The organism is Pseudarthrobacter sulfonivorans (assembly GCF_014712225.1).
Taxonomy (GTDB): Bacteria; Actinomycetota; Actinomycetes; order Actinomycetales; family Micrococcaceae; genus Arthrobacter; species Arthrobacter sulfonivorans.
Genome location: NZ_JACXBW010000001.1, coordinates 376398 through 401038 on the forward strand (window position 1 = coordinate 376398; position 24641 = coordinate 401038).

Below are 24641 nucleotides of genomic sequence, written 5' to 3' on the forward strand. Positions count from 1 at the left end.
GCGCCTATTCCGGCCAGTCGGAGCCCTGGATGACTTCCACGAAGTCGCCGCGCTGGAATCCGGGGATGTAATGGGCGAGCACGTCTGCCTTGACGTTGCCGAACGTGGTTTCCGGCCGGTCCTTGATGCCCTCGGTGAATGCTTCCAGGATGCGGTTCTTGAAGTCCGGCCGGGGGTATGCGGCGACCACGGCGGCACGCTGTTCGTCGGAGATGGCATCGTAACCGATGCCCAGGACATCCAGTTCGACCCCGCGGGTCACCAGGGCAATCTCGGGGGCCATGTGGAGCGGAATCTCCGGGGTGGTGTGCAGTGCGATCCCCGTCCAGACCCTGTCGGCCGCCTCGCCGGTGATCCCGTGGGAGTGCAGGAACCGGCGGGCCTCGTCTGCGCCGTCGATCTCGAATCGCTGGTCGGTGCGGCGGTACTTTTCGGTCAGGCCGAGGTCATGAAACATTGCCCCTACGTACAGCAGTTCCGGGTCAAAATCCAGGCCCTGCTCGCGGCCGCGCAGCGACCCGAACACGAAGACCCGGCGGGAGTGGTCGAACAGCAGCGGCGATGCAACCTCGCGTACCAGTTCGGTCGCCTCCCGCGCCAAAGCGCTGTCGGGAATGTCCACGTCCGCGATTGATTCAGCCATCTTGTTTTCCTTATCCTCTTCGGTCGGTAGTCTCCTCCAGCTTCGCCCGGCAGGGTAGGGTGGTGCCATGTCCTTACGGCCACAAAAACCACAATTTCAGACATGACGCAGCGGGTGGGCTTTATCGTGTTCGACGGGGTGACGATGCTCGACGTGAGCGGTCCCGGCGAGGTCCTGCACCAGGCACTGCGGACCGGTCTCCCGTACACGTCGGTCCTGGTCTCCCCGCGCGGCGGCAGTGTCACGGCCTCCTCCGGGCTGGTGGTGGCGGGCACCACTGCGGCGGCCGACGCCGGGCCCCTCGACACGGTTGTCGTCGTCGGCGCCGACCGGCTCACCGAACCGGACCTCGACGACGAGCTGCTGGCTGCCGTCTGCACGCTCACTGAGCGGGCGGGGCGGGTTGCTTCAGTGTGCACCGGTGCGTTCGTGCTTGCTGAACTCGGCCTGCTGGACGGCCGCCGGGCAACCACCCATTGGCGGCACACCGAAACCTTGGCCCGCCGCTACCCCCGAGTGCACGTGCAGCCGGATGTCATCCATGTCCGGGACGGCCGGTACATCACCTCTGCAGGCATCACCGCAGGAATCGATCTGGCGCTGTCGCTGGTGGAGGACGACCACGGGGCGGAGGCAGCCCGGGACATAGCCCGCGAGCTGGTCGTGTTCATGCAGCGCCCGGGCGGGCAGTCCCAGTTCACCACGGCCCTTGCCATGCCGCCGGCCCGCAGCAGCCTGCTGCAGTCGCTGACCGCAGCAGTGCACGCCGATCCGACGGCCGAGCACACGCTGCCCGCCATGTCCGCGGCCGCGGCGGTCAGTGCCCGGCACCTGACCCGCCTGTTCCGGGCGGAGCTGGGCACGACGCCGGCCCGCTGGGTCGAACGCGTCCGCCTCGACCGAGCCCAGCAACTGGTGCTCGATGGCCACAGCATCACCGCAGCGGCCGAGCACAGCGGGTTCGGAAGCGACGAAACCCTCCGCCGCGCTTTCGGCCGGCACCTGGGCATCACGCCGACCGAATACCGGACGCGCTTCGCCACCACCAAGCCGTCCCTCACGAGGGCAGCGAACTGAGCCTCATTTCCGCTTGGAGCGGGCCGTCACAGGACACTCTGAAAGGGACGCCCGGCTTGTGAGCCTCGACGTTCCGGCCTAGATTTGGGCATGACCAATTCCCCCGAGCACGAGCTGCTCGTTGAGCTGCAGGACCTGATCATCGGCACGGGATCGGTGGCTGACTTCCTGGGCGGTCTGTCCGTCATCGCCGCATCCTCGCTCAGCCGTGCAGCCGCCACAACCGTGGAATGCGGCGTCACCCTCCAGCACAACAAAAAAACCCGAACGGTCGGCGGCAGCACTGAGCGGGCCGTCCACCTGGACCGGATCGAACAGCAGGTGGGCGAGGGCCCCTGTATTGACGCCTTGAAGCTGAATGCCCCCGTCCTCTTGGCAGACGTCCGGACGGACCCCCGCTGGCCCGTGTACCGGGAACGCCTGCTCGAGGAAGGTGTCCTGAGCGCCCTCGGTGTGCCCCTGGAGCTCAGTAACGATGCCACAGCCGCCCTGAACTTCTTCGCGTCAAACACGGGTGTGTTCACCGAAGCGACCATCGCTGAGGCGGTCAAATTTTCCCGAGTGGCCCGCAGCGCCGTCCTTCTGGCCGTCAGGGTGGGTACCGCCGAAGGGGCTGCGGATGACCTGAGTGCGGCCATGGTGAGCCGCACCGCCATCAACCTGGCCTGTGGCATCATCATGGGCCAGAACCGCTGCGGTCAGACCGAAGCCATGTCCATCCTGGTCAAGGTCTCCAGCCACCGGAACCAGAAGCTGCGCGACGTGGCCGAGGACATCGTCAAGAAAATCTCCGGCGAGGAACCCGTTACCTACTTCGACAAGTAGTTCCGCCCTCGGACCTCTTCGACTAGGGCTTGGGCCGCGCGCGTATGTGCATCCGCTCGCCCTGCTGTCCGAACAGGCTGATGAACTCGACCGGTTTGCCGTCGGCGCTGGCGAACCAGTGCGGTGTGTGCGTGTCGAATTCCGCGGCCTCTCCGGGGCGGAGTTCAAAATCCTTGTCGCCCAGCACCAAACGCAGCCGTCCGTTGAGGATGTAAAGCCATTCGTATCCCTCGTGAACGCGAGGATCGGGCTCGTCGCCGCGGGCGCCGCCGTCGAGCACCATTTTGAATGCCTGCAACCCTCCCGGCCGGCGCGTCAGGGGAACAGCCGTCATGCCTGCATGGGTGATGGGCCGCAGATGGATTCTGGGATCCCCCGTGGGCGGGGCGCCCACCAGGTCATCGAGGGGAACCCCGTACAACCTCGCGAGGGGCAGCAGAATTTCGAGGTTTGGCCGGCGCTGCCCGGACTCCAGCCGGGACAGGGTACTCACGGATACACCGGAGGCGGAAGACACCTCCCCGAGGGTGAGGTTCCGTTCGGTACGGAGGCTCCGAAGCCGGGGGCCGACTGCGCCCAGAACGTCATCAAGGTCATTTGCCATGTCCGTCATTTTGCCATAACGGCAACAATGTTTGCCAGGTTTGCCTCTTGCGGCGGATGCTGGTTTGACCGCCGTCGGACGCTGGCGGCGAACTTTCGGGAAGGACACTCAGCATGGACGCCACACACTATGACGTTGTGATCATCGGCGGCGGCGCCGCGGGGCTCAGCGCAGCTACAACACTGGCCCGGGCGCTGCGCTCGGTGCTGGTCATCGATTCGGGAACTCCACGCAACGCCCCCGCGGCGGGCGTGCACGGTTATCTTTCCAGGGACGGCCTGAGCCCCTTGGAGCTGCTCTCCATCGGGCGCAGCGAAGTGCTCTCCTACGGAGGAACGGTCCTTGACGGCGAAGCGGTCTCGGCACGGCGAACCACCGACGGATTCGACGTTGTGCTCGGAGATTCGCGCCGGTTCGTGGGCAGACGCCTCCTCGTCACCACCGGCCTGACGGACGAACTGCCTCCCATCGAGGGGCTGAGGGAGCAATGGGGCAAGGGCGTGGTGCACTGCCCCTACTGCCATGGGTGGGAAATCCGCGGGCAACGGATTGGCGTGCTGGGAACCGGCCCGCTGTCCATCCACCAGGCTCTGATGTTCCGGCAATGGTCGCCGGAGATCACCCTCTTCCTCAACGACACCGTGGAGCCCACGGACGAGGAGTGGGACAAGCTCGCCGCCCGGTCCGTCAGGGTCGTTGAAGGCGCTGTGGCCTCTGTTGATGCTGTGGATGGAGTCCTCGCGGGGGTCACACTCCGCCAGGGCTCGTCGTTCTCGGTGGCCGCCTTGGCCGTCGGATCACGGATGGAAGCCAGGTCCGCGCTGCTGGAGTCACTCGGGCTTCTTTCCCAGGTGCACCCGTCCGGGGCCGGACGGTTCATCGAGACCGACGCCGTGGGCGGTGCGACGGCCATCCCCGGCGTGTACGCAGCAGGCAACGTCACCAACCTCATGGCCCAGGTGATCACCGCCGCGGCCGAGGGTGTCATGGCCGGCGCAAGGATCAACGCCGACCTCATCGACGAGGAAACGCGCTGGGCCGTGGAAGGGCGCTTCGGCCCCTTCTCGGCCGCCTCCGAAGCAGCCGCTTCAAGGACCGTGCTGGGTCCCCGGCGCCATGGCCTTGACGGCGGGCTGGAAGCCGCCGCCGGCGCGGGGAGTGCGGCCGCCCCGGTGTCACGGTGACGCGTGTCGTCCATAACCCGCAGGTGTCCGAACTGCTGTGCAGGGTAGGGTTTCGCACATGGAACTCCGACTCGAGGTTGTACAGGTGCCCGTCTCCGATGTGGACCGCGCCAAGGCCTTCTACACTGACCAGCTCGGCTTCGTGCTCGATCACGACGTCGAACACATTCCCGGGATGCGCGTCGTCCAGCTCACCCCGCCGGGCTCGGCCGCGTCGATTGTCATCGGCACCGGCATGACCGGCATGACCCCGGGCAGCCTTGAAGGCCTGCAGCTGGTGGTGCCGGACATGGCTGAAGCCCGCACTGAACTGGTCCGCCGCGGCGCCCCCGTCAGTGAGGCGCAGGACATGGGCGGGTTCGCGTTCGCCTACTTCAGCGACCCGGACGGCAACCGCTGGGTCATCCAGGAGATCCCGCCGCGCTAAAACCGCCGAAAATCGGGTACCCCCTACCCTTGTCCTCCGTGCCTCGCCTCCCTACGATGATGCGTACCGACTCTGGGGGTTTGGGCATGCTAATTGAACAACATTTGACCTGGCTTGGCTCCGGCTCAGGAGCCCTGCTGGAGATCCACGGCCATTCGGAAACCGCACTGGCGGGTTCCCTGGCCCGGATCGTCGCGTCGTCGATCATCCACCTTTCCCGCTGGCCGGTGGAGAGCACCGTGACGTTGGTGAGGCCGGACGGGACGCCGTGCGTTGGGGCAAGTACTGAAGGCGCCGCCGTCGATCTCTCCCGCTGGGATCACCGCACAGGGCAGGGCCCCACCGCGCGCGCACTGCGCGGCCGGCTGTCCGTCATCCTCAACGACCGTTGCCCGGACCCGCGCTGGCCGGAATACTGTGGCAGCCTCACGGCGGCCGGTTACCGATCCGCCGTCGCCGTCCCCCTGCAGCTCGAACACGGCTACAGCGCTGCCCTGACCCTTTATTCCGCGACGCCGAACATGTTCGCCCCTGTCGTGGCCGCCAAGGTTCTGGTCTTCTCCGGCGTGGCGGCCAAGAGCCTCCGGCTCGCACTGAAGCACCGTGCGGATTTGGCCCTGTCCGCGGAGCACCGCGCCACTCTCGCCAGCAGCACCACAATCAACACCGCCTGCGGCGTACTCATGGGGCAGAACGGCTGCTCCTACGAGGCCGCGTACCAGATACTCCTCCATGAATCGAAGCAACGGAACCTCACCATCCGTGACGTGGCCGAGGGCCTCCTGCAAGTCCTGCCGGGCGGTATCCCGGCCGGCCACTTCACAGCCCGCGCCTGAGGCGGTGCGTTAGAGCGGGCACCTCTCTCACGGCCTGTAAGAAACTCAAGACTGGACAGGCCGGGATCCAGTGCGTACATTCTAAGTGGCATATGTCACATATGTGACGGTTCCCCCTTTCGGCCTCGTGCAGGGCCGTCAGAAGATGCCGCTGTAGCAACACGGCGGCCGGAATGCACGCAGCGAAAGAGAGCCGATCATGGCCACCTCGCACTTCAACCAGTTCCTTGACGAAGCCACCATTGCCGAGCTTGATACCGACTGTCCGATGTCCGCGGATTGCCTGTACGGCTTGTATGTCAGCTGGTGCCTCCTCCACGGTCTGGAAGCCAAGCCGGATGCCACGTTCCGCGCCGCCATGCACCGGTGCGGTGTCGACGTTCACGACAGCAGGCTGCGGATGGTGGGCCCGGCCGCCGCCGACTACATCCTGGCCAGCTACCCCGCAGCAGCCTGACGATGTCCATCGATCCCCATGGGCCCAGCAGTCACGCGTCCGGGGAACGGGCTGAAGATTCCCGGCTCGTTTGCGCAAAGTGCGGCAGCGACAGGACCTTGACGCTGCATTCGATCACGGCCCTGAATCCGCCCTCCGACGCATCGGTTGAGGTGGGGTATGGCTGCACAGCGTGCAAGGTCCACTACCTTCATCCTGCAGGCGTCGTGGCTGTCGCGGCCGTCCTCAACCGTGCCCCGTGCCTGGAGGATGTCCTGGTGTTCGGCGGGCATTACATCCACTGCGGCCAACCGATGCAAACGCTCGGCTCACAGGTCCGACGGCTCAGCGCGGCCGTCTACACGGACCGCGAGCCGGAGGACGCCGTCGACGTCGATCTGGAGACGCGGGTCCTGCGCTGTCCCTGCGGATTCCAGATAGAGCTCCCCGACTAAGGGCTACCCCCAATGTAGGTCGCAGCAGATGTCGTTATGAGGGCTCATAACGACATCTACTGCGACCTAGTTGGGTGGGGACGCGCAGGACGGTCAGCGCAGAATGACTGTCCGCCCGCCGTCGAGCATTACCCGGCCCTCACAGTGCCAGCGCACCGCGTTGCTGAGCGCCTTGCACTCGGCGTCGCGGCCCACGCGGACCAGGTCCTCGGCCGTGTGGGTGTGGTCCACCTCGATGACCTGCTGGGCGATGATCGGTCCCTCATCCAGCTCGGCGTTGACGTAGTGCGCGGTGGCGCCCACGGTTTTCACACCGCGGTCGTAGGCCTGGTGGTACGGCTTGGCGCCCTTGAAGCTGGGCAGGAACGAGTGGTGGATGTTGATGGTTTTGCCCGTCAGCTTCGCCGACAGCTCATCACTGAGGACCTGCATGTAGCGGGCCAGGACCACCAGCTCCACATCAAACTCGTCCACCAGTTCCAGCAGCCGTGCTTCCTGCGCCGGCTTGGTCTCCTTGGTAACCGGCAGGTGGAAGAACGGGATGTCGTGCCACTTGACCAGCTCCTCGTGGTCCGTGTGGTTGGAGACCACGGCCACGATGTCCACCGGGAGATCGCCCGTGCGGGCCCGGAACAGCAGGTCGTTGAGGCAGTGCCCGAACTTGGACACCATCACCAGGACCCGGCGCTTGCGGCCGTGCGGCTCAAGCTGCCAGTTCATGGCCCACTCGCCGGCCAGCGGCTCGAAGTCGCTGAGCAGCTCCTCGGTGCTGAACTCCTTCGCGCCGGATGCGAAGTGCACCCGCATGAAGAACTGCTGCGCCTGCCGGTCACCGAAGTGCTTGGTGTCGATGATGTCGCAGTCGTGGTCCAGCAGGAACCCCGTGATCGCGTGGACGATGCCCGGGGACTCGGCACAGTTGACGGTGAGGACGTGTTCGGTTTCCACTTAGCGCCCCTGGTGTGCTTTCGCGTCGGCAGCGGCCTTCTCGTCGGCCACCACCTTCTCGCCCGCGAGGTCCTTCTGGAACTCCGCATAGCGGGCCAGGTGGGACGGGCGCTTGCGCAGGATGAACCAGGCGACGCCGAGGACGACGAACCACACCGGGGTGACCAGCAGCGCCATCAGCGTGTCCGGCTGCGTGGTCAGTGCCCACAGGACGAACGCGAAGAACGCGAAGACCACCCAGACCATGGGGATGCCGCCGGGCATCTTGAACTTGGAGGAGTCGTGCAGGTGCGGGCGCCGTGAACGGAACTTCAGGTAGCTGGCCAGGATGATGGACCAGACGAAGACGAAGCAGACGGCGGCCACGGTGGTCACCATGTCGAAGGCCTTGGCGATGTCCGATCCTGCGTACATCAGGACGATGCCGGAAAGCAGCAGGATGCAGGAGAGGAACAGGGCGTTCTGCGGGACCTTGCGGCGGGACAGCCGGCTGAACACGCCGGGGGCGTCGCCCTCCTGGGCCAGGCCGTAGACCATGCGGGAGGTGGAGTAGATGCCGGAGTTGGCCGAGGACATGGCCGAGCTGAGCACCACCAGGTTCACGATGGTGGCCGCGGCGCCCAGGCCGGCCAGGGAGAACATGGCGATGAACGGGCTGTGGCCGGCCTGGAACTGGGTCCAGGGGGTGACGGACATGAGGATGATGAGGGCGCCCACGTAGAAGAGGAGGACGCGGATCGGGATGGAGTTGATGGCCTTGGGCAGGTTCTTCTCCGGGTCCTTGGCCTCGGCGGCGGTGGTGCCCACGAGTTCAATACCCACGAAGGCGAACACGGCGATCTGGAAGCCGGCAACAAAGCCCATGAATTCGTTCGGGAACATCCCGCCGTGGCTCCACAGGTTCGTGAAGGTGGCAGGGCCGGCGTCGGACTGGAAACCACTGAAGATCATGAAGAGGCCCACAATGATGAGCGCCGCGATGGCGATGATCTTGATCAGCGCGAACCAGAACTCCGTCTCACCGAACGCCCGCACCGTTGCGAGGTTCAGGACCAGGAGGATGACCACGGTGGCGATGCCCGGCATCCACAGGGGCACGCCCGGCCAGAGTTCCTCCGAGTAGGCGGCGATGGCGATGACGTCCGCGATGCCGGTGATCACCCAGCAGAACCAGTAGGTCCAGCCGGTGAAGAAGCCGGCCCACGGACCCAGCAGGTCGGCGGCGAAGTCGCTGAAGGACTTGTAGTGCAGGTTGGAGAGCAGGAGTTCACCCATGGCCCGCATGACGAAGAACAGCATGAAGCCGATGATCATGTAGACGAAAATGACGGACGGTCCGGCGGCCGAGATGGTTTTGCCGGAGCCCATGAACAGGCCGGTGCCGATGGCGCCGCCAATGGCGATCAGCTGGATGTGCCTGTTGCTGAGCTGCCGCTCCAGGTGGGGCGGCTGGCCCGGGGTGGTGATGGTTTTAGTACTCACGTGCTGCTCCTCGAATAAGTGCTGGCTGGAGTGCCGTTGGGGAAGACGCGGGACCCACTTCATCGGGGACCGCATCGAGGTTGTTGAAGCTGTAAAGATGGATCCCTGCGAGGCCGGGCTGGCTTTGGAGCGCGGCCACCAGGGAGTTGGGTGAGTAGCGGTCACCGCTGAGCAGCTTGCGCGCCAGCGGGCCTTTGCGGCTGAGGAACTTCAGGGAACTTCCGACGCCGATCTGTGTGGCCAGGTTGACCAGCTTGGTCCGCGGGACGGACCCCGCCACGCCCGCCCAGACGGGCAGGTCCACGCCCTCGCGGCGAAGGAGCGCCGCGAAGTCGAGGATTTTCGGGGCGGAGAAACACATCTGGGTGACGACGCTGGTGGCCAGGTGCTGCTTGGCCAGGAGCGCGTCCACCAGGTCAAGGGCGGCCACCGAGGGGTGGCCTTCCGGGTAGCCTGCCACGCCTGCGCGCATCAGGCCGCCGGTGTACTGGGAGATGTCCTCGAGCAGCGGAAGGGCCGACTCGTACGGGCCGGCCGGGTTCTTCCGGTCGCCGCCGACCACAAACACCTCGTTGATGCCTGCCACGTCACACTCCCGCATGATGCGGGTGAGCTCGGCGCGGTCATGGATGCTGCGGGCGGCCAGGTGCGGGATGACGCTGTAGCCGAGCATTGCCAGCTCCACCGAGGCGCGCATGGTCCGTTCGATGCCGTGGTGGGGCAGGCACGTCATGGTCAGGGTGGTGGTCGGCGGAACCATCTTTTGGACCTGCTCAACGATCCCGGCTGAGGGGATGACTTCGATTCTTGTAGGGAACATCTTTGGTCCGTTCGTGATTTCGGCTCTGAATGCCGGCGCGGTCTACCGGCGCGGTCTACCGGCGCGCTCTACCGGCGCGCTCAGCTGGCGTGGGCGGCCAACAGTGAGCTGGCTTCCTGGCGGGTGCTGCCGGAGGATTCGATGTGGGCGAGCTCGGCGGGGATTTCCCAGCCCTTCTTGCGCATCGCGGTGGCCCAGAGCCGGCCGGCACGGTAGGAGGACCGGACCAGCGGGCCACTCATGACGCCGAGGAACCCGAGCTCTGTTGCTTCGTCCTGCAGATCCACGAACTCCTGCGGCTTGACCCAGCGGTCCACCGGCAGGTGCCGCTCGGACGGGCGCAGGTACTGGGTGATGGTGATCAGGTCACAGCCGGCCTCGTGCAGGTCCCGCAGGGCTTCGGAGATTTCCTCGCGGGTCTCGCCCATGCCCAGGATCAGGTTGGACTTGGTCACCATGCCCAGCTTGCGGCCCTGGGTGATGACATCCAGGGACCGCTCGTACCGGAACGCCGGCCGGATCCGCTTGAAAATCCGGGGCACGGTCTCGACGTTGTGCGCGAAGACCTCGGGCTTGGAATCGCAGATCGCCGCGATGTGCTCGGGCTTGCCGGAGAAATCCGGGATCAGCAGTTCCACCCCGGTGCCGGGGTTCAGCTCGTGGATCTTCCGGACCGTCTCGGCGTACAGCCAGACACCTTCATCGGCGAGGTCGTCACGGGCCACGCCGGTGACGGTGGCGTAGCGCAGCTGCATGGCCTGGACCGAGCGGGCCACCTTCGTGGGTTCGAACATGTCCACCGGGGAGGGCTTGCCGGTATCGATCTGGCAGAAATCACAGCGCCGGGTGCATTCGGAGCCGCCGATCAGGAAGGTGGCTTCCTTGTCTTCCCAGCACTCGAAGATGTTCGGGCAGCCGGCCTCTTCACAGACCGTGTGCAGGCCCTCTTTTTTGACGAGGTTTTTGAGCTGGACGTACTCAGGACCCATCTGGACCTTGGCCTTGATCCACTCCGGCTTCCGCTCCACGGGTACAGCGGAGTTACGCTGCTCAACGCGCAGCAGCTTCCGGCCTTCTGGTGCCAATGTCATCAGTACTCTTTCCTTAGCATTCCACTACGTTGACGGCGAGGCCGCCCATGGCTGTTTCCTTGTACTTGGAGCTCATGTCCCTGCCGGTTTCCCGCATGGTCACAATCACCTCGTCCAGCGACACCCGGTGGGTGCCGTCGCCCCAGAGCGCCATTTTCGCCGCGTTGATGGCTTTCGCCGCCGCGATGGCGTTCCGCTCGATGCAGGGAATCTGCACCAGGCCGCCGATCGGATCGCAGGTCAGGCCCAGGTTGTGTTCCATCGCGATTTCCGCGGCGTTCTCCACCTGCTGCGGTGTGCCGCCCATGACCTCCGCGAGCCCTGCCGCCGCCATGGACGACGCCGAGCCCACCTCGCCCTGGCAGCCCACCTCGGCGCCCGAGATGGACGCCTGCTCCTTGTAAAGCACCCCGATGGCACCGGCCGTGAGCAGGAACTTGACCACGACGTCGTCGCGGTCTTCCTGCGTTGCCTTGTCCATCCCGGGTGCGAAATGCAGTGCGTAATACAGGACCGCGGGGATGATGCCGGCCGCGCCGTTCGTGGGGGCGGTGACCACCCGGCCGCCGGATGCGTTCTCCTCGTTGACCGCCAGGGCGATCAGGTTCACCCATTCCTGCCAGTACTTGGGGTCCCGGTCCTTGTCCTCCTTGAGGAGGCGTTCGTGCCAGTCAGGCGCACGACGGCGGACCTTCAGTCCCCCGGGCAGCAGCCCCTCGCGCTTGAGGCTGACTTCCACGCACTCCTCCATGACGGAGTAGATGTGCAGCAGCCCTTCGCGGATCTCTTCCTCGGTGCGGGAGACACGTTCGTTGACGAACATGATCTCGCCGATGGACAGGCCCTTGGACTGGCACCGGCCCAGCAGCTCCGCCGCGGTGCGGAACGGCAGCGGCAGCTCCTTCTTGGACTCGTCGAGTTCCTTCAGGGCCGCGTCCTCTTCGCCCTCGCGGACAATGAAGCCGCCGCCGACGGAGAAGAACGTGGCCTTGTGGAGTTCTGCGCCGTCTTTGTCGCTGACGGTGAACGTCATGCCGTTGGTGTGCCGCGGCAGGATGGTCAGCGGGCGCAGGACCATGTCCTTGACGCCGTAGGGAAGCTGCACGCCTCCGCCTTCACCGGCGCCGGCCAGCTGCAGCATGCCCGTCTCGGCGATCGCGGCGAGCCGCTGCTCCACCTCGACCGGCAGGATCTTTTCGGGGTGGAACCCCTCCAGGCCCAGCAGGATGGCCGTCATGGTGCCATGGCCGTGCCCCGTTGCAGCCAGCGACCCGTACAGGTCAACCCGCAGCCCGGCAACCTTGTCCAGGACGCCGGCGGCCTTCACTTCCTCCGCAAAAACAGCAGCGGCGCGCATGGGACCAACCGTGTGCGAGCTCGACGGTCCGATCCCGATCGAAAAAAGATCAAAGACTCCAACAGCCATGACGGTTCCTAACTAAGTAATAAATCAATGTTTGAGCCAGGCAGCCGCGCATGTTGGCGGACGCCCAGGCTCCCTCGAGGGGCCGGTGGAGCTGGCATCCGGCAGCGTGCGTCAAAGCGACGAAGGAGCAGCACGCCGAGGATGTCAGCTTCACCGGCACCGGGAGTGCATCAGCCGAGGTTGGCGACTGACGGGTACAGCGGGTGGGCTGCGGCAAGTGCCTCAACCCGGTGACGCAGGCCGGAAAGGTCCGCGTCGGCGTCGGCAATCAATGCCTCGGCGATGATGTCCGCAACTTCACGGAACGCTGCCTCGCCGAAACCACGGGTGGCCAGGGCGGGGGTGCCGATCCGGAGACCGGAGGTGACCATCGGCGGGCGCGGATCGAACGGCACGGCGTTGCGGTTGACGGTGATGTCAATCGCGGCGAGGCGGTCCTCGGCCTGCTGGCCGTTGAGCTCGCAGTTGCGCAGGTCAACCAGGACCAGGTGGACGTCGGTGCCGCCGGAAATCACGGAGATTCCCTTGGCGGTGACGTCCGGCTGGACCAGGCGGTCGGCCAGGATGCTGGCACCGGCGAGGACGCGCTCCTGGCGCTCCTTGAACTCCGGCGTGGCCGCGATCTTGAAGGCCACGGCCTTGCCGGCGATGACGTGCTCCAGCGGCCCGCCCTGCTGTCCGGGGAAGACAGCCGAGTTGATCTTCTTGGCGATCGCGGGATCGTTGGAGAGGATGATGCCGCCACGCGGACCGGCGAGGGTCTTGTGCGTGGTGGAGGTGACAACGTGGGCGTGCGGCACCGGGCTCGGGTGCAGGCCAGCTGCCACCAGGCCGGCGAAGTGTGCCATGTCCACCATCAGGTAAGCGCCCACCAGATCGGCGATCCGGCGGAACTCGGCGAAGTCCAGCTGACGGGCGTAAGCGGACCAGCCGGCAACGATCAGCTGCGGCTTGGTCTCCAGCGCCAGGCGCTCCACCTCGGCCATGTCAATGGTGTGGGTGTCTTCGCGGACCTGGTACGGGACAACGTTGTAGAGCTTGCCGGAGAAGTTGATCTTCATGCCGTGCGTCAGGTGTCCGCCGTGGGCCAGGTTCAGGCCCATGATGGTATCGCCCGGCTTAATCAGCGCGTGCATGACCGAGGCGTTGGCCTGTGCGCCGGAGTGCGGCTGCACGTTGGCGAACTCGGCGCCGAACAGGGCCTTGACGCGGTCGATGGCCAGCTGCTCGATGACGTCCACGTGCTCGCAGCCGCCGTAGTAGCGCTTGCCCGGGTAGCCCTCGGCGTACTTGTTGGTCAGGACCGAGCCCTGCGCCTGCATCACGGCGACGGCGGTGTGGTTCTCGGAGGCGATCATCTCCAGGCCGTCACGCTGGCGGCCCAGTTCGTCGTTGATCTTGACGGCGATTTCCGGGTCCAGCGTGGACAGGTCGGCGTCCAGGGACGGGGAAACTACCTGCTCGAACGTGGCTTCCGTTGTGGCGGTCACAGTTCGCCGCCGTTGGCTTCGGCGTATTCCTGCGCGGACAGCAGCGGGCCTTCTTCGGTCACGGTGACCTTGAACAGCCAGCCGGCACCGTACGGATCGGAGTTGATCAGTGCGGGATCGGCCACGGCTTCGTCATTGATTTCCGTGACCTCGCCGGTGACCGGTGAGTACAGGTCCGAGACGGACTTGGTGGACTCGATCTCGCCACAGGTCTCCCCCGCAGTAACGGTGGAGCCAACCTCGGGCAGGTCAACGTAGACGATGTCGCCCAGCGCCTCAGCGGCAACAGCGGACACGCCAACAACCGACGGACCATCGCCATCAGCGGCGATCCACTCGTGCTCGGCGGAGTACTTCAGTTCAGCGGCAACTTTAGCCATGTTGTCTATTCCTTAAGTTTGGAGTTCAAAGTGAGAGAGCGTTCGCCCAAACACCACATCAAGTGAGAGAGCGTCCGGTCAAAACGTGCATTAAGTGAGAGAGCGTCCGGGGGTGGGAACTGAGGGGCCGGCGACCCGGGGTTTTTGACCTCAACCACCGGAGTCGGGGCTGGGGCTGGCATCCGGCAGCATGCGTCAAAGCGAGGAACGAGCAGCATGCAGAGGATGTCAGCCCCAGCCCCCGGAGGGCTTACTTCTGGCGCTTGTAGAACGGGAGGGCGATGACCTCGAACGGCTCTGCCTTGCCGCGCAGGTCGACGTCCAGGGCGGTGCCCAGTTCGGCGTGCTCGATGTCGACATAGGCCAGTGCAACAGGGTACCCGAGGGTGGGGCTGGGCTGGCCGGAGGTGACTTCGCCGACGACGTTGCCGTCCTTGAGGACCGGGTAGCCGCCACGGCCGGCGCGGCGGCCGAGGCCCTTCAGGCCCACGAGCTTGCGCTTCGAACCCTCGGCCTTGGAAGCCTCGAGGGCGGAGCGGCCCACGAAGTCGCCTTCCTTGGACTTGAGCGCGACAACGGGGCCCAGGCCGGCGTCGAACGGTGAACGCTCGAGCGAAAGCTCGTTGCCGTACAGCGGCATGCCGGCTTCCAGGCGGAGCGAATCGCGGGACGCGAGGCCGCACGGGATGATGCCGAACTCTTCCCCGGCTTCGGCGACGGACGCCCACAGGGAGGCGGCGCCGTCGTTCGGTACGAAGAGCTCGAAGCCGTCCTCGCCGGTGTAGCCGGTGCGGGCCAAGATGACGTTGTGGCCGGCGACAGTGAGCTCGTTGAACGCGTAGTACTTCAGGTCGGTGACCAGTGCGTGCTGGGCCTCATCGGTCAGCTTGAGCAGGATGGCCTCGGCCTTGGGGCCCTGCACGGCGATCAGCGAGGTTTCCGCGGAGGCGTCCTCCACCTTGACATCGAAGTCCGCTGCGCGTTCTGCCAAGGCAGCGGCGACGGTGGGGGCGTTGCCGGCGTTGGGGACCACGAGGTACTTCTCGTCGCCGAAACGGTAGACGATGAGGTCATCGATGATGCCGCCGTCGGCGTTGCAGATCAGCGAGTACTTGGCCTTGCCGTCCGCGATGGCGGAGAGCTTGCCCACCAGGGCGTAGTCCAGGAACGCGCCGGCCGCGGGACCGGTGACCCAGACTTCGCCCATGTGGGAGAGGTCGAACAGGCCGGCAGCCTTGCGGACCGCGTGGTGCTCGGCCAGCTCGGAGCTGTACTTCAGGGGCATCTGCCAGCCACCGAAATCGGTGAAGGAGGCGCCCAGCTTCTTGTGCTCTTCGTAAAGGGCGGTGTACTTCTCAGTCATGATCGGAATCCTTAGTTTTCGAATTCGGAGAGCGGCGGGCAGGAGCAGATGAGGTTGCGGTCCCCGCCGGCGCCGTCGATGCGGCCCACGGGCGGGAAGTACTTGTCCTGCTTGAGGTGGTGGACCGGGAAGACGGCCTGTTCGCGGGTGTATTCGCGGGTCCAGTCCGTGTTGACGACGGCGGACGCGGTGTGCGGTGCGTGGCGCAGCGGGGAGTTCTCCACGCTGAAGTCACCGTTGGCGACCTGGTCGATTTCCTTGCGGATGGTGATCATCGCGTCGATGAACCGGTCGATCTCGGCCAGGTCCTCGGACTCGGTGGGCTCCACCATCAGGGTCCCCGCGACCGGGAACGCCAGGGTGGGGGCGTGGAAGCCGTAATCAATCAGGCGCTTGGCCACATCCTCGGCCGTCACCCCGGTCCTCGCGGTCAGCTCGCGCAGGTCCAGGATGCACTCGTGCGCCACCAGACCGCCCTCACCGGTGTAGAGGACCGGGAAGTACTCGTTCAGCCGGGCCGCAACATAGTTCGCCGCGAGCAGCGCGGACTTGGTGGCCTCCTTCAGGCCCTCGCCGCCCATCAGCTTCACATACGCCCAGGAGATCGGCAGGACACCGGCGGACCCGAAGTTCGACGCGCTGATGGCGACCCCTGTCCCGTCCTGGTGGGCTGCCTTGTTCGCGTCCCCGGGCATGAACGGTGCCAGGTGGGCCTTGGCCGCGACCGGGCCAACACCGGGGCCGCCGCCGCCGTGCGGGATGCAGAAGGTCTTGTGCAGGTTCAGGTGCGAAACGTCGCCGCCGAACTTGCCCGGCTGCGCCAGCCCCACCAGGGCGTTCAGGTTCGCGCCGTCGACGTAGACCTGCCCGCCCGCGGCGTGCACCGCCTCGCAGATCTCGGTCACGTCCGCGTCGTACACGCCGTGGGTGGAGGGGTAGGTGATCATGATCGCGGAGAGGGCGTCCTTGTTCGCCTCGATCTTCGCGTCCAGGTCGGTGTGATCGATCGTGCCATCGGCAGCGGTGGCCACCACAACAACCTTCATGCCCGCCAGGACGGCGGACGCGGCGTTGGTGCCGTGCGCGGAGGCCGGGATCAGGCAGATGTTGCGCTGGGTGTCGCCGTTGGCGCGGTGGTAGCCGCGGATCGCGAGCAGGCCCGCGAGCTCGCCCTGGGACCCGGCGTTCGGCTGCAAAGAGACCTGGTCGTAGCCGGTGATCTCGGCCAGGTCAGCCTCGAGGCCGCTGATCAGCTCGCGCCAGCCCACGGTCTGGGACTCGGGGGCGAACGGGTGGATCGAGGCGAACTCCGGCCAGGAAATCGCTTCCATCTCGGCCGTGGCGTTCAGCTTCATGGTGCAGGAGCCCAGCGGGATCATGGTCCGGTCCAGCGCGAGGTCCCGGTCGCTCAGCCTGCGGATGTAGCGCAGCAGCTGGGTTTCGGAACGGTGCGTGTTGAACACCGGGTGCTGCATGAACTCGGAGGTGCGGAGCACCTCTGCGGGCAGGTCGAAGCCCTTGGCTTCCACGACGGGACCGGCACCGAAGGCGACGGCGATGGCGGAGAGGACCTCCGGCGTCGTGGTTTCATCAGCGGAGACGCCGATGGTGTCCTCGTCGATGTGGCGCAGGTTGATGCCGCGTGCTTCGGCGGCGGCGATGACCTTGGCGGCCTTGCCCGGGACCGAGACCGTGACGGTGTCGAAGAAGGTTTCGGTGGCCAGTTCGCGGCCGGCGACCTGCAGCGTGGTGGCCAGGGTGCGGGCATGGTTGTGGGTGCGCTCGGCGATCGCCTTCAGCCCGTCCGGGCCGTGGTAAACGGCGTAGAACGAGGACACGATGGCCAGCAGGGCCTGCGCGGTGCAGATGTTCGAGGTCGCCTTTTCACGGCGGATGTGCTGCTCACGGGTCTGCAGGGCCAGGCGGTAGGCGGGCAGGCCGGCGTCGTCCTTGGAGACACCGACGAGGCGGCCGGGCATGGAGCGTTCCAGGCCCTTGGCCACGGCCATGTAGGCCGCGTGCGGGCCGCCGAAGAACAGCGGGACGCCGAAACGCTGGGTGGAGCCGACGGCGATGTCCGCGCCCTGTTCACCGGGAGGGGTGATCAGGGTCAGGGCGAGCAGGTCAGCGGCGACCGTGACCAGCGCGCCGCGTTCCTTCGCCGCCTTGATGACCTCGGCGTGGTTGAAGACGCGGCCGGAGACGCCGGGCTGCTGCAGGACGATGCCGTTGATGACACCCTCGGGCAGGCCCTTGGACAGGTCAGCGACCTCAACTTCGAAGCCGAGGGCCTCGGCGCGGCCCTTGACCACGGCGATGGTCTGCGGCATGACGTCGGCGTCCAGGACGGTCTTGCCGTCGTGGGCTTCCTTGTTTTTGTTGGCGCGGCGCATCATCAGCACGGCTTCGGCCACGGCGGTGGCTTCGTCCAGCAGCGAGGCGTTCGCGATCGGCAGCCCGACCAGGTCCTGGACCATCGTCTGGAAGTTCAGCAGGGCCTCGAGCCGGCCCTGGGAGATTTCGGGCTGGTACGGGGTGTACGCGGTGTACCAGGCCGGGGCTTCGAGGACGTTGCGGCGGATCACAGCAGGGGTGACGGTGTCGTAGTAGCCCTGGCCGATCATCTGCACAGCCGTCTTGTTCTTGCCCGCGAGCTTCCGCAGCTCAGCCAGGACCTCAACCTCGCTCAGCGCGTCCTTGAGGGCAAGCGGCCTGGCCTGGCGGATGGAATCGGGGACGGCAACGTCAACGAGGCCGTCAACGCTGTCATATCCGACGGCCTTGAGCATGGTCTCGATGTCGGCCTGGCGGCGGGCACCGATATGCCGGTCGGCAAACGTGGTGGGGGACGACTGAACGGTCATGAAAGGAACTCCATAATTCAGGTGGCGTCCGCTGGGTACGCCACATTGATTCGGGTTCCTCTCCGCTCTGTATTGGACCTGAGAGTTTCCGCTCCACCTGCTTTTACAGGATGGCGCTTGCACCGTCGGTGAGCCCGTTTCCGGACTGCTTTCCAGAGTTGCCTAACCGCGGCGGTACGTGGGCCTGAGAGATTCCCGGAGAGGATTTGCTCCTACGGCGCCTGCGTAACGTACTGGCAGGACTCTCCCGCCGCAGATCAAAAGCTGCATCACCTCGTCAGTGACACGCCTCACAGCTTACCCGGTTTGCCGGCGACCCGCAATTTGCCGTCCCGGGATTAGGGTCACAGTCCCCTCCACCCAGGCCGGGACCTCGGCGGCCAGCTGCTCATTCAAGATGCCCTGTCGGTTGAGACGCCCAGCTCACTTGAGACGGTCCGCGTGGTTTCGAGTAGCGCGGCCGTGACCTTGTCCATCTCAGCCCTGTCCACCTCTTCGGCCGGAAACACCACGGTCATGGTGAGTGGAAGCGAATCAACCGAGGAGAAGACGGGAGCGGAAACGGAGGAAACGCCGGGAATAATCCCGCCGGAGGTGACTGCGTAGCCGGCTGCCAGGACTTCGTTGCGCTTGCGGCTGATATCGGCGTCCGAGTACGCCTCAGCCTTGAGTCGCGCCCGGTCGGCCTCCAACGCGGCCGATGACATGGATTCAGGCAGGTAGGCAAGAAAGACAAGTCCGCCGGAGGAGGTCAGCATGGGAAGCTTGGCGCCCACCCGGACGTTGAAGGGGAGCACGTGCGCGCCATAATCCCAGCGGACTACAACAGGCCCATCCTCGCCCCACACAGCGAGATTGACGGAGTGTCCGCAGGTGTCGCGCAGCCGCATGGCATAGTCCGAGGCCACTGAGACTTCATTTGTCCGGCGCAGAGACTCTGCGCCCAGGCGGCGCATGGCTGGCCCGAAGTCGTACCTGCCCGTCTTGGGCGACTGTGAGGCCAGACCGGAGCGAACGAGGCTGACCAGATACCGGTGAGCCTTGTTGGGCTGGAAACCGCTGCGCTCGGCGATCTCAGAGAGTGACATCGGCCCGCCGCCAGCCTCAAGGGCCTGCATTACACGCATGGCCAATTCAACGGACTGAATGCCTTGACGCTCGGTGGCTGACTCTTGGTCCAGGTTGCTCAAATCGTTACTTCCCTCATGCTTGCTTCGTAACCGCGCGCACCACTGGCCACACCCCGGCGCGATGCCGAATCGGGGTGCGGCCAGTGTACTTGGCGGGCAGGGATCTTGTCCGTGCCCTAGGCCCCCGGCGCCGGGATTTGTTCCCGAACCGAGCCGGATGCTGCCGGCGAACCGACAGCTTTAACCTTCACTTGAGGCACAAGGATTGAGGCCGCTGCGCCGATAACGGCCGGAATAGCGAAGGCGTAGAAGTTCCACTCGACAGCGAGTCCCGACGTCATGACCCAAGCACCGAGCGAGGGTCCGACGATGGCACCGAGCCGCCCGAAGGACAGCGCCCAAGCCAGTCCGCTTCCCCGAATGTCATCGGGGTAGCGGGTCAGGATGAACCCGTTGACGAGGATCTGGGAACCGATGAAGCCAACGCCACTGAGGAACATAAAGAGGAACAGTACAATCACATTGGGATTCACGCTCATGACTAGCAGGCTGACGGCGCCGGTCAGGAATGCCACAATGACCACCGGCTTCGCCCCGATTCTGTCCGCAATCCGGCCGCCGATCACCACTCCGACGCCAACACCGACCCACATAGCCGCGGTCTGCAAGAGTGCAGAACCCAGGGAGTAGCCACTGGCCTGCATCATGGTCGGGAGCCAGGCCGTGATGCCGAAGACGAGCAGCAGGCCGCAGAAAGTCATCACCCAGAAGAGGAGCGTTGCCCGGGCCACTCCTGGAGCAAACAGCGGTCCGATGCCGGCAAAGTGCCGTTTTCCGGCCGCAGTCAGTACCGGAACGGGCAGGCCCATGGACTCGCTTAGACGGTGCGCTTCGTCGGTTTGTCCGGTGCGGAGGAGGTGGACCGGCGGGACCGGCAGCAGTTTCCAGGCGAACGGGAGGATGATGACAACCGGGATGACACCGATGATGTACAGCCACCGGTAGGAGGCGGCCGGCAACATCATTGCCCCGAGCAGGGGTGCCGCAAGCCCGCCGACAGCATAGCCGGCCATGACGATTCCCGTGTTCCGGTTGCGGTGGTTAGGGACAGACAGGTCGGCCACATACGCCAGCAGCGTGGGCAGCACGACGCCGAGGCCGAGGCCGACAAGTGCCCGGCCCACTCCGAAAACGGCAACATTCTGCGCTACCGCCGACAGCACCATGCCAGCGGAGAAAATGACACAGCTGGCCAGGATCAGCCGGAGGGCTCCAACCCGGCGCATCAGGGCACCGGCGAGCGCCGCGCCGATGAGCATGCCTGCTCCCACGACGGAACCCAGCACGCCTGCAGAGGCCTTGTTCACATTCAGTGATGCGTCGGCCAGCAGGGCCGGGACGGACACCCCGTAGATGGCCAGGTCGTAGCCTTCAAGCGCGGCGATCACGAAAGCAATGGTCAGAAGGGTCCGTTCCGTGATGGTTCGGAACGGCCGTTGTCCGGCAGTTTTTCGAGTTGTTGACATGGCCTACACTCCTACGGATGCTGTAATGCTGCTCGGCGTTGAGCAGGCACTGTGATACTCATGCAGGAGCGCAGCGTACTCATCGTTCGTGCGCGCGGCTCCATACACATAGAAATCGGGACGGACCAGAACGGCTGAACAGTCGTTGGTTTCGAACCACTTCAAGTAGTTGCCGTTCACGTCTGTGAACGACCCGCTGACGCGTCCCGTCTCAGGATCGATAACGACGACGTCACCTGGGATGTTTGCGTCGGTTGAGTTGGTCTCTCGGTACCATTCTCCACTGCAGAGCAACCTGAACCCGTAGCCGAAGACGTCATCGAAGCGTCCCGAGACCGTGCCGGCGCGGACCTCGTCCTGGATGAACAGCTGTCCGTTTGCGGGGTGGGACGTGGGTGCGATGAAGCCCGGCCCCAGTCCGGGGAATTTCAGCTTCTCCGGCTTCAGGTTGTTCCGACGGTTCGCGATGAACTGCTCATCGCGCTGCCGTGCTTTCTCCGGATCGCGCATCGTCTGGACTTTGCCAAGTTCTATGCCCTTGTGCACGACAGCCGCCACGTGGGGTTCGCGCTCGCTCTGATAGGTGTCCAAAATGTCCGCCCCCGCCTTGCCCGCAAGCAGGAGATCGAGTTTGAACGCGAGATTCTGAGCGTCGCGGACGCCGGAACACATCCCCTGGCCGAGGAAGGGTGGCATCTGGTGGGCAGCGTCACCCGCCAGGACAATCCTTCCCTGCCTCCAGGGGCTGGCGATGAGGGACCGGAACGTGTAGGTCGCAACCCGGATGAGCTCGGCTTGGTCCGGCACGAGATATTCCTTGACCCGCGCCCACACCCGCTCCGGATCACGCTCAGTCAGGAAGGCTTCTTCAGAGTCGAGCATAAAGCTGAAGCGGTGGTGATCAGGACCGAGCGAAATGATGGACTGCGGCTGCCTCGGATCACACACCTGGCGGGCCAGAGGCACCTCGACCTCGCCGGTGAGCCGGAAGTCGCACACCAGCCACGGCTCGGAGAATCCAAAGTCCTCCAACTCCGCGCCCATCCAGCCGCGGGTGAAGCCGTTCCCCCCGTCACAAGCGACGACGTAGGACGCTGTGACGGTCCCGCCGGGAACCGTGATGTCCACGCCGTCGGCAGATTCCAGGTAGCCCTCTACCGGCGAACTGAATCGGACCGTGATATTTGGCATGGAGCGGCACAGGCGGTCGAGCGCATCTTCGAGGTCCGGCTGGTACATCATGTACCACTCGGACCAACCCGAAGCCCCTTTCAGGGCGAATTCGTGCTCGATCAGCAACTCGCCGTCAGCGTTTCGCCACTCGTAATTCCGCTGGGCGTTGACCTTCGGCAGCAGTGCCTCGGCGATGCCCAGCCGGGCGAAGGTCCGCATGGTCTCGTCGTCGAAAATCGCGGCACGCGGCAAGTTATAGAGCCCGGCGTACCTCTCCAGCACCACAACCTTGTGGCCCGCCTGGCCCAGCAGCGCCGCCGTTGCCATCCCTACAGGGCCGTAACCCACTACGGCAACATCAAATTTTTCCATCGTCATCCTCAGGTCTTGGAGCGGACCACTCCTGTGATCCTTGACACAAGGCCAGCGTATGATTCATTATTAGTGAAGTCAATGCATATTGGTGAATTGATTTTTTACGGCCAAAGGAGCTCGTTTTGAAGAAGATTGCCCTCGAAGAACACTTCGTCACCCCGGATCTTGTGGGATATGGAAGCAGCACCAGCTCCATCGCCCAGCCCCAGGCCTGGGCGGATGCCTCGCGGCGCCTGCTGGACTTCACGGAAGAACGCCTTCCGGAAATGGATCTCCACGGGATAGACATGGAGGTGCTCTCCCTGAACTCCCCCGGCATCCAGGCCGAGACGGATCCCGGAACGGCCATCGCCAAGACCAAGACCGTGAACGACTTCCTCGCCGGCATCATGGTCGAACGGCCCACCCGGTTCTCCGGCTTCGCCGCACTTCCCCTGCAGGACCCGCAGGCGGCGGCCAAGGAGCTCGAGCGTGCTGTCACTGAACTCGGCATGAAGGGCGCCCTCGTCAACGCCCACACAAACGGGATGTACCTGGATGATCCGAAGCTGCGCGTGGTCTGGGAAATGGCGGAGGGCCTCGATGTGCCGCTGTATCTGCACCCGGCCAACGGCGTGGACACCGCCCACGTGCTGGACGGCCACCCGGAACTCGTCGGCCCCATGTGGAGCTGGGGCATCGACACCTCGACCCACGCGCTCCGCTTGATTTTCGGCGGGGTCTTCGACGACTTCCCCAACGCCAAACTGCTTCTGGGGCACATGGGCGAAGGGCTCCCCTACGTCCTGTGGCGGCTGGACTCCCGATGGGACTTCCACAACCACCACGGCATCGAACTGGCCAAGGGCAAGCCGTCCGAATACCTGCGGGACAACCTTTACATCACCACCAGTGGCGTCTGCTCACCAGCGCCGCTGCTCTGCGCACTCCTGGCCGTGGGGGCAGACCACATCCTCTTCGGAACCGACTACCCGTTCGAGACCATCGAAGCGGCCGCCCAATTCCTGGACAATGCCCCGATCAGCGAAGCGGACCGCGAGAAGATCAGCTTCCGCAACGCCGAGAAGCTCCTGCACCTGGGAGATCACGCCAGTGCAGTACCGGGCTTGGTTACGGCATCACGCTAGCTTGGCCGGTCATCCGGCTGCATCGTCTCAGGATGCAGCCGGATGACCTTGACACCTTCAAACCCGTTTACAGAGGAAGATCAGACAATGGCAACGAACGTTGACGCCGACGCCCTCACCGCGGAAGTGCTGCAGAGCTTCTCCGCCACCCCGAATGAGCGGACCAAGGAAATCCTGGGCAGCTTGACGACCCATCTGCACGCCTTCGTCCGGGACATCGCACCTTCCATCGAGGAGTGGGAGCAGGCCATAGATTTCCTCACTCGGACCGGGAAGACCTGTACAGACGTGCGCCAGGAATTCATCCTGCTGTCCGACGTCTTGGGTGTCTCGATGCTGGTCGAGACCATCAACGGCCAGGAGACCCCGGACGCGACGGACTCAACTGTCCTCGGCCCGTTCCATATGGTCGAGTCGCCTGTCAGGGCGCTTGGAGACGACGCCTCGCCAGAGAGTGAGGGCCCGCGCTGCGTGGTTAGCGGCAGAGTTGTCTCGATCGACGGAACCCCCATACCGAACGCTGAGATCGATATCTGGCAGGCCGACACCAAGGGCTTCTATGACGTCCAACAGCCGGGCATCCAGAGCATCGGCAACGGGAGAGCCCTGCTGCGTTCAGACTCCGAGGGCCGTTTCCATTTCCGGTCCGTCGTCCCCATGTACTACCCCATTCCCACCGACGGTCCCGTCGGGGAGCTCCTGGACGCTACCGACCGCCACCCCTACCGTCCCGCCCACATCCACTTCCTTGTTACGGCCCCCGGTTATCGGGAGCTGACCACCCACATCTTCATCGGCGGCAGCGAGTACATAGAGTCCGATGCCGTATTCGCCGTCAAGGAATCCCTGGTCAAGGACTTCACCGAGAACACGGACCCCGGGGAAGCCGCCCGCTACGGGGTCCAGACCCCGTTCCGGCACGGCCGCTTCGACATCGTGCTTCACCCCGGATCCTAGGA

Annotated in this window: 23 protein-coding genes and 1 riboswitch; of the genes, 9 read left to right on the top strand and 14 right to left on the bottom strand. The window is 65.1% G+C overall.

From position 1 onward, the window contains the following. Nucleotides 1-4: 4 nt before the first annotated feature. A complete protein-coding gene (locus IAQ70_RS01760; protein ID WP_190987567.1) occupies nt 5-643 on the bottom strand; it encodes an HD domain-containing protein in 639 nt (212 codons plus the stop codon). Between the two features lie 102 nt (nt 644-745). Between IAQ70_RS01760 and IAQ70_RS01765 the strand changes: the two genes are divergently transcribed. Further along, nucleotides 746-1720, top strand: a complete 975-nt coding sequence (locus IAQ70_RS01765) for a GlxA family transcriptional regulator (protein WP_190987568.1) — start codon at nt 746-748, stop codon at nt 1718-1720. A 90-nt stretch (nt 1721-1810) separates the two neighbouring features. After that, on the top strand, nt 1811-2545 hold the full coding sequence (locus IAQ70_RS01770) for a GAF and ANTAR domain-containing protein (RefSeq protein WP_190987569.1): 735 nt from the start codon (nt 1811-1813) through the stop codon (nt 2543-2545). Nucleotides 2546-2567: 22 nt separating this feature from the next. On the opposite strand, the gene IAQ70_RS01775 is transcribed toward IAQ70_RS01770, so the two are convergent. Further along, the gene (locus IAQ70_RS01775; protein ID WP_190987570.1) at nt 2568-3149 is read right to left on the bottom strand and encodes a helix-turn-helix domain-containing protein; all 582 of its coding nucleotides are present in this window, start codon (nt 3147-3149) and stop codon (nt 2568-2570) included. A 113-nt stretch (nt 3150-3262) separates the two neighbouring features. Here IAQ70_RS01775 and IAQ70_RS01780 point away from each other — a divergent pair, with 113 nt between their 5' ends. From IAQ70_RS01780 to IAQ70_RS01800, 5 genes are all read left to right on the top strand, one after another. Further along, on the top strand, nt 3263-4333 hold the full coding sequence (locus IAQ70_RS01780; RefSeq protein WP_190987571.1) for an NAD(P)/FAD-dependent oxidoreductase: 1071 nt from the start codon (nt 3263-3265) through the stop codon (nt 4331-4333). 58 nt (nt 4334-4391) lie between these two features. After that, a complete protein-coding gene (locus IAQ70_RS01785) occupies nt 4392-4760 on the top strand; it encodes a VOC family protein (RefSeq protein WP_190987572.1) in 369 nt (122 codons plus the stop codon). A gap of 86 nt (nt 4761-4846) precedes the next feature. Next, complete coding sequence (locus IAQ70_RS01790; protein ID WP_190987573.1) at nt 4847-5596, top strand: GAF and ANTAR domain-containing protein; 750 nt, start codon at nt 4847-4849, stop codon at nt 5594-5596. 199 nt (nt 5597-5795) lie between these two features. Continuing rightward, entirely contained in the window at nt 5796-6053 is a 258-nt protein-coding gene (locus IAQ70_RS01795; protein WP_190987574.1) for a hypothetical protein, read from the top strand. 98 nt (nt 6054-6151) lie between these two features. Then, entirely contained in the window at nt 6152-6487 is a 336-nt protein-coding gene (locus IAQ70_RS01800; RefSeq protein ID WP_190987575.1) for a hypothetical protein, read from the top strand. A 93-nt stretch (nt 6488-6580) separates the two neighbouring features. Here IAQ70_RS01800 and purU read toward each other — a convergent pair whose 3' ends face one another. From purU to mhpA, 12 genes are all read right to left on the bottom strand, one after another. Further along, nucleotides 6581-7435 carry a formyltetrahydrofolate deformylase gene (gene purU / locus IAQ70_RS01805; protein ID WP_190987576.1) on the bottom strand — a complete coding sequence of 285 codons (855 nt, stop codon included), beginning with the start codon at nt 7433-7435 and terminating at the stop codon, nt 6581-6583. Then, nucleotides 7436-8917, bottom strand: a complete 1482-nt coding sequence (cycA, locus tag IAQ70_RS01810) for a D-serine/D-alanine/glycine transporter (RefSeq protein ID WP_190987577.1) — start codon at nt 8915-8917, stop codon at nt 7436-7438. Continuing rightward, a complete protein-coding gene (locus IAQ70_RS01815) occupies nt 8907-9737 on the bottom strand; it encodes a methylenetetrahydrofolate reductase (RefSeq protein WP_190987578.1) in 831 nt (276 codons plus the stop codon). The genes cycA and IAQ70_RS01815 overlap by 11 nt, the downstream gene beginning before the upstream one ends. An 80-nt stretch (nt 9738-9817) precedes the next feature. Next, the gene (lipA, locus tag IAQ70_RS01820) at nt 9818-10828 is read right to left on the bottom strand and encodes a lipoyl synthase (protein ID WP_190987579.1); all 1011 of its coding nucleotides are present in this window, start codon (nt 10826-10828) and stop codon (nt 9818-9820) included. A 13-nt stretch (nt 10829-10841) separates the two neighbouring features. Further along, on the bottom strand, nt 10842-12254 hold the full coding sequence (locus tag IAQ70_RS01825; RefSeq protein ID WP_190987580.1) for an L-serine ammonia-lyase: 1413 nt from the start codon (nt 12252-12254) through the stop codon (nt 10842-10844). 170 nt (nt 12255-12424) lie between these two features. Next, nucleotides 12425-13744 carry a serine hydroxymethyltransferase gene (glyA, locus tag IAQ70_RS01830; RefSeq protein WP_317983549.1) on the bottom strand — a complete coding sequence of 440 codons (1320 nt, stop codon included), beginning with the start codon at nt 13742-13744 and terminating at the stop codon, nt 12425-12427. Next, nucleotides 13741-14124 carry a glycine cleavage system protein GcvH gene (gene gcvH / locus IAQ70_RS01835; RefSeq protein WP_190987581.1) on the bottom strand — a complete coding sequence of 128 codons (384 nt, stop codon included), beginning with the start codon at nt 14122-14124 and terminating at the stop codon, nt 13741-13743. Before gcvH ends, glyA begins: the two co-directional genes overlap by 4 nt. Nucleotides 14125-14374: 250 nt before the next feature. Next, on the bottom strand, nt 14375-15487 hold the full coding sequence (gcvT, locus tag IAQ70_RS01840) for a glycine cleavage system aminomethyltransferase GcvT (RefSeq protein WP_190987582.1): 1113 nt from the start codon (nt 15485-15487) through the stop codon (nt 14375-14377). 11 nt (nt 15488-15498) lie between these two features. Beyond that, nucleotides 15499-18351 (bottom strand): aminomethyl-transferring glycine dehydrogenase, encoded by a 2853-nt coding sequence (gene gcvP, locus IAQ70_RS01845; protein ID WP_190987583.1) that lies wholly within the window; start codon nt 18349-18351, stop codon nt 15499-15501. A 162-nt stretch (nt 18352-18513) separates the two neighbouring features. Then, nucleotides 18514-18611, bottom strand: a riboswitch (glycine riboswitch). Between the two features lie 132 nt (nt 18612-18743). Beyond that, nucleotides 18744-19478: an IclR family transcriptional regulator gene (locus tag IAQ70_RS01850; protein WP_190987584.1), complete on the bottom strand. Its 735-nt coding sequence runs from the start codon at nt 19476-19478 to the stop codon at nt 18744-18746. A gap of 179 nt (nt 19479-19657) precedes the next feature. After that, a complete protein-coding gene (locus IAQ70_RS01855) occupies nt 19658-21007 on the bottom strand; it encodes an MFS transporter (RefSeq protein ID WP_190987585.1) in 1350 nt (449 codons plus the stop codon). 3 nt (nt 21008-21010) lie between these two features. Beyond that, nucleotides 21011-22552 (bottom strand): bifunctional 3-(3-hydroxy-phenyl)propionate/3-hydroxycinnamic acid hydroxylase MhpA, encoded by a 1542-nt coding sequence (gene mhpA / locus IAQ70_RS01860; protein WP_190987586.1) that lies wholly within the window; start codon nt 22550-22552, stop codon nt 21011-21013. Between the two features lie 125 nt (nt 22553-22677). On the opposite strand from mhpA, the gene IAQ70_RS01865 reads away from it, so the two are divergent. Both IAQ70_RS01865 and IAQ70_RS01870 read left to right on the top strand, forming a co-directional pair. Then, nucleotides 22678-23682 (top strand): amidohydrolase family protein, encoded by a 1005-nt coding sequence (locus tag IAQ70_RS01865; protein WP_190987587.1) that lies wholly within the window; start codon nt 22678-22680, stop codon nt 23680-23682. 87 nt (nt 23683-23769) lie between these two features. Further along, on the top strand, nt 23770-24639 hold the full coding sequence (locus IAQ70_RS01870; RefSeq protein ID WP_190987588.1) for a dioxygenase family protein: 870 nt from the start codon (nt 23770-23772) through the stop codon (nt 24637-24639). The last annotated feature ends 2 nt before the right edge of the window (nt 24640-24641 follow it).

What these genes read in the sequence shown, in the direction of transcription:
- IAQ70_RS01760 (WP_190987567.1), bottom strand. Translation starts at nt 643, where the DNA reads ATGGCTGAATCAATCGCGGACGTGGACATTCCCGACAGCGCTTTGGCG.
- IAQ70_RS01765 (WP_190987568.1), top strand. Translation starts at nt 746, where the DNA reads ATGACGCAGCGGGTGGGCTTTATCGTGTTCGACGGGGTGACGATGCTC.
- IAQ70_RS01770 (WP_190987569.1), top strand. Translation starts at nt 1,811, where the DNA reads ATGACCAATTCCCCCGAGCACGAGCTGCTCGTTGAGCTGCAGGACCTG.
- IAQ70_RS01775 (WP_190987570.1), bottom strand. Translation starts at nt 3,149, where the DNA reads ATGGCAAATGACCTTGATGACGTTCTGGGCGCAGTCGGCCCCCGGCTT.
- IAQ70_RS01780 (WP_190987571.1), top strand. Translation starts at nt 3,263, where the DNA reads ATGGACGCCACACACTATGACGTTGTGATCATCGGCGGCGGCGCCGCG.
- IAQ70_RS01785 (WP_190987572.1), top strand. Translation starts at nt 4,392, where the DNA reads ATGGAACTCCGACTCGAGGTTGTACAGGTGCCCGTCTCCGATGTGGAC.
- IAQ70_RS01790 (WP_190987573.1), top strand. Translation starts at nt 4,847, where the DNA reads ATGCTAATTGAACAACATTTGACCTGGCTTGGCTCCGGCTCAGGAGCC.
- IAQ70_RS01795 (WP_190987574.1), top strand. Translation starts at nt 5,796, where the DNA reads ATGGCCACCTCGCACTTCAACCAGTTCCTTGACGAAGCCACCATTGCC.
- IAQ70_RS01815 (WP_190987578.1), bottom strand. Translation starts at nt 9,737, where the DNA reads ATGTTCCCTACAAGAATCGAAGTCATCCCCTCAGCCGGGATCGTTGAG.
- lipA (WP_190987579.1), bottom strand. Translation starts at nt 10,828, where the DNA reads ATGACATTGGCACCAGAAGGCCGGAAGCTGCTGCGCGTTGAGCAGCGT.
- IAQ70_RS01825 (WP_190987580.1), bottom strand. Translation starts at nt 12,254, where the DNA reads ATGGCTGTTGGAGTCTTTGATCTTTTTTCGATCGGGATCGGACCGTCG.
- gcvH (WP_190987581.1), bottom strand. Translation starts at nt 14,124, where the DNA reads ATGGCTAAAGTTGCCGCTGAACTGAAGTACTCCGCCGAGCACGAGTGG.
- gcvT (WP_190987582.1), bottom strand. Translation starts at nt 15,487, where the DNA reads ATGACTGAGAAGTACACCGCCCTTTACGAAGAGCACAAGAAGCTGGGC.
- gcvP (WP_190987583.1), bottom strand. Translation starts at nt 18,351, where the DNA reads ATGACCGTTCAGTCGTCCCCCACCACGTTTGCCGACCGGCATATCGGT.
- IAQ70_RS01850 (WP_190987584.1), bottom strand. Translation starts at nt 19,478, where the DNA reads ATGCGTGTAATGCAGGCCCTTGAGGCTGGCGGCGGGCCGATGTCACTC.
- IAQ70_RS01855 (WP_190987585.1), bottom strand. Translation starts at nt 21,007, where the DNA reads ATGTCAACAACTCGAAAAACTGCCGGACAACGGCCGTTCCGAACCATC.
- mhpA (WP_190987586.1), bottom strand. Translation starts at nt 22,552, where the DNA reads ATGGAAAAATTTGATGTTGCCGTAGTGGGTTACGGCCCTGTAGGGATG.
- IAQ70_RS01870 (WP_190987588.1), top strand. Translation starts at nt 23,770, where the DNA reads ATGGCAACGAACGTTGACGCCGACGCCCTCACCGCGGAAGTGCTGCAG.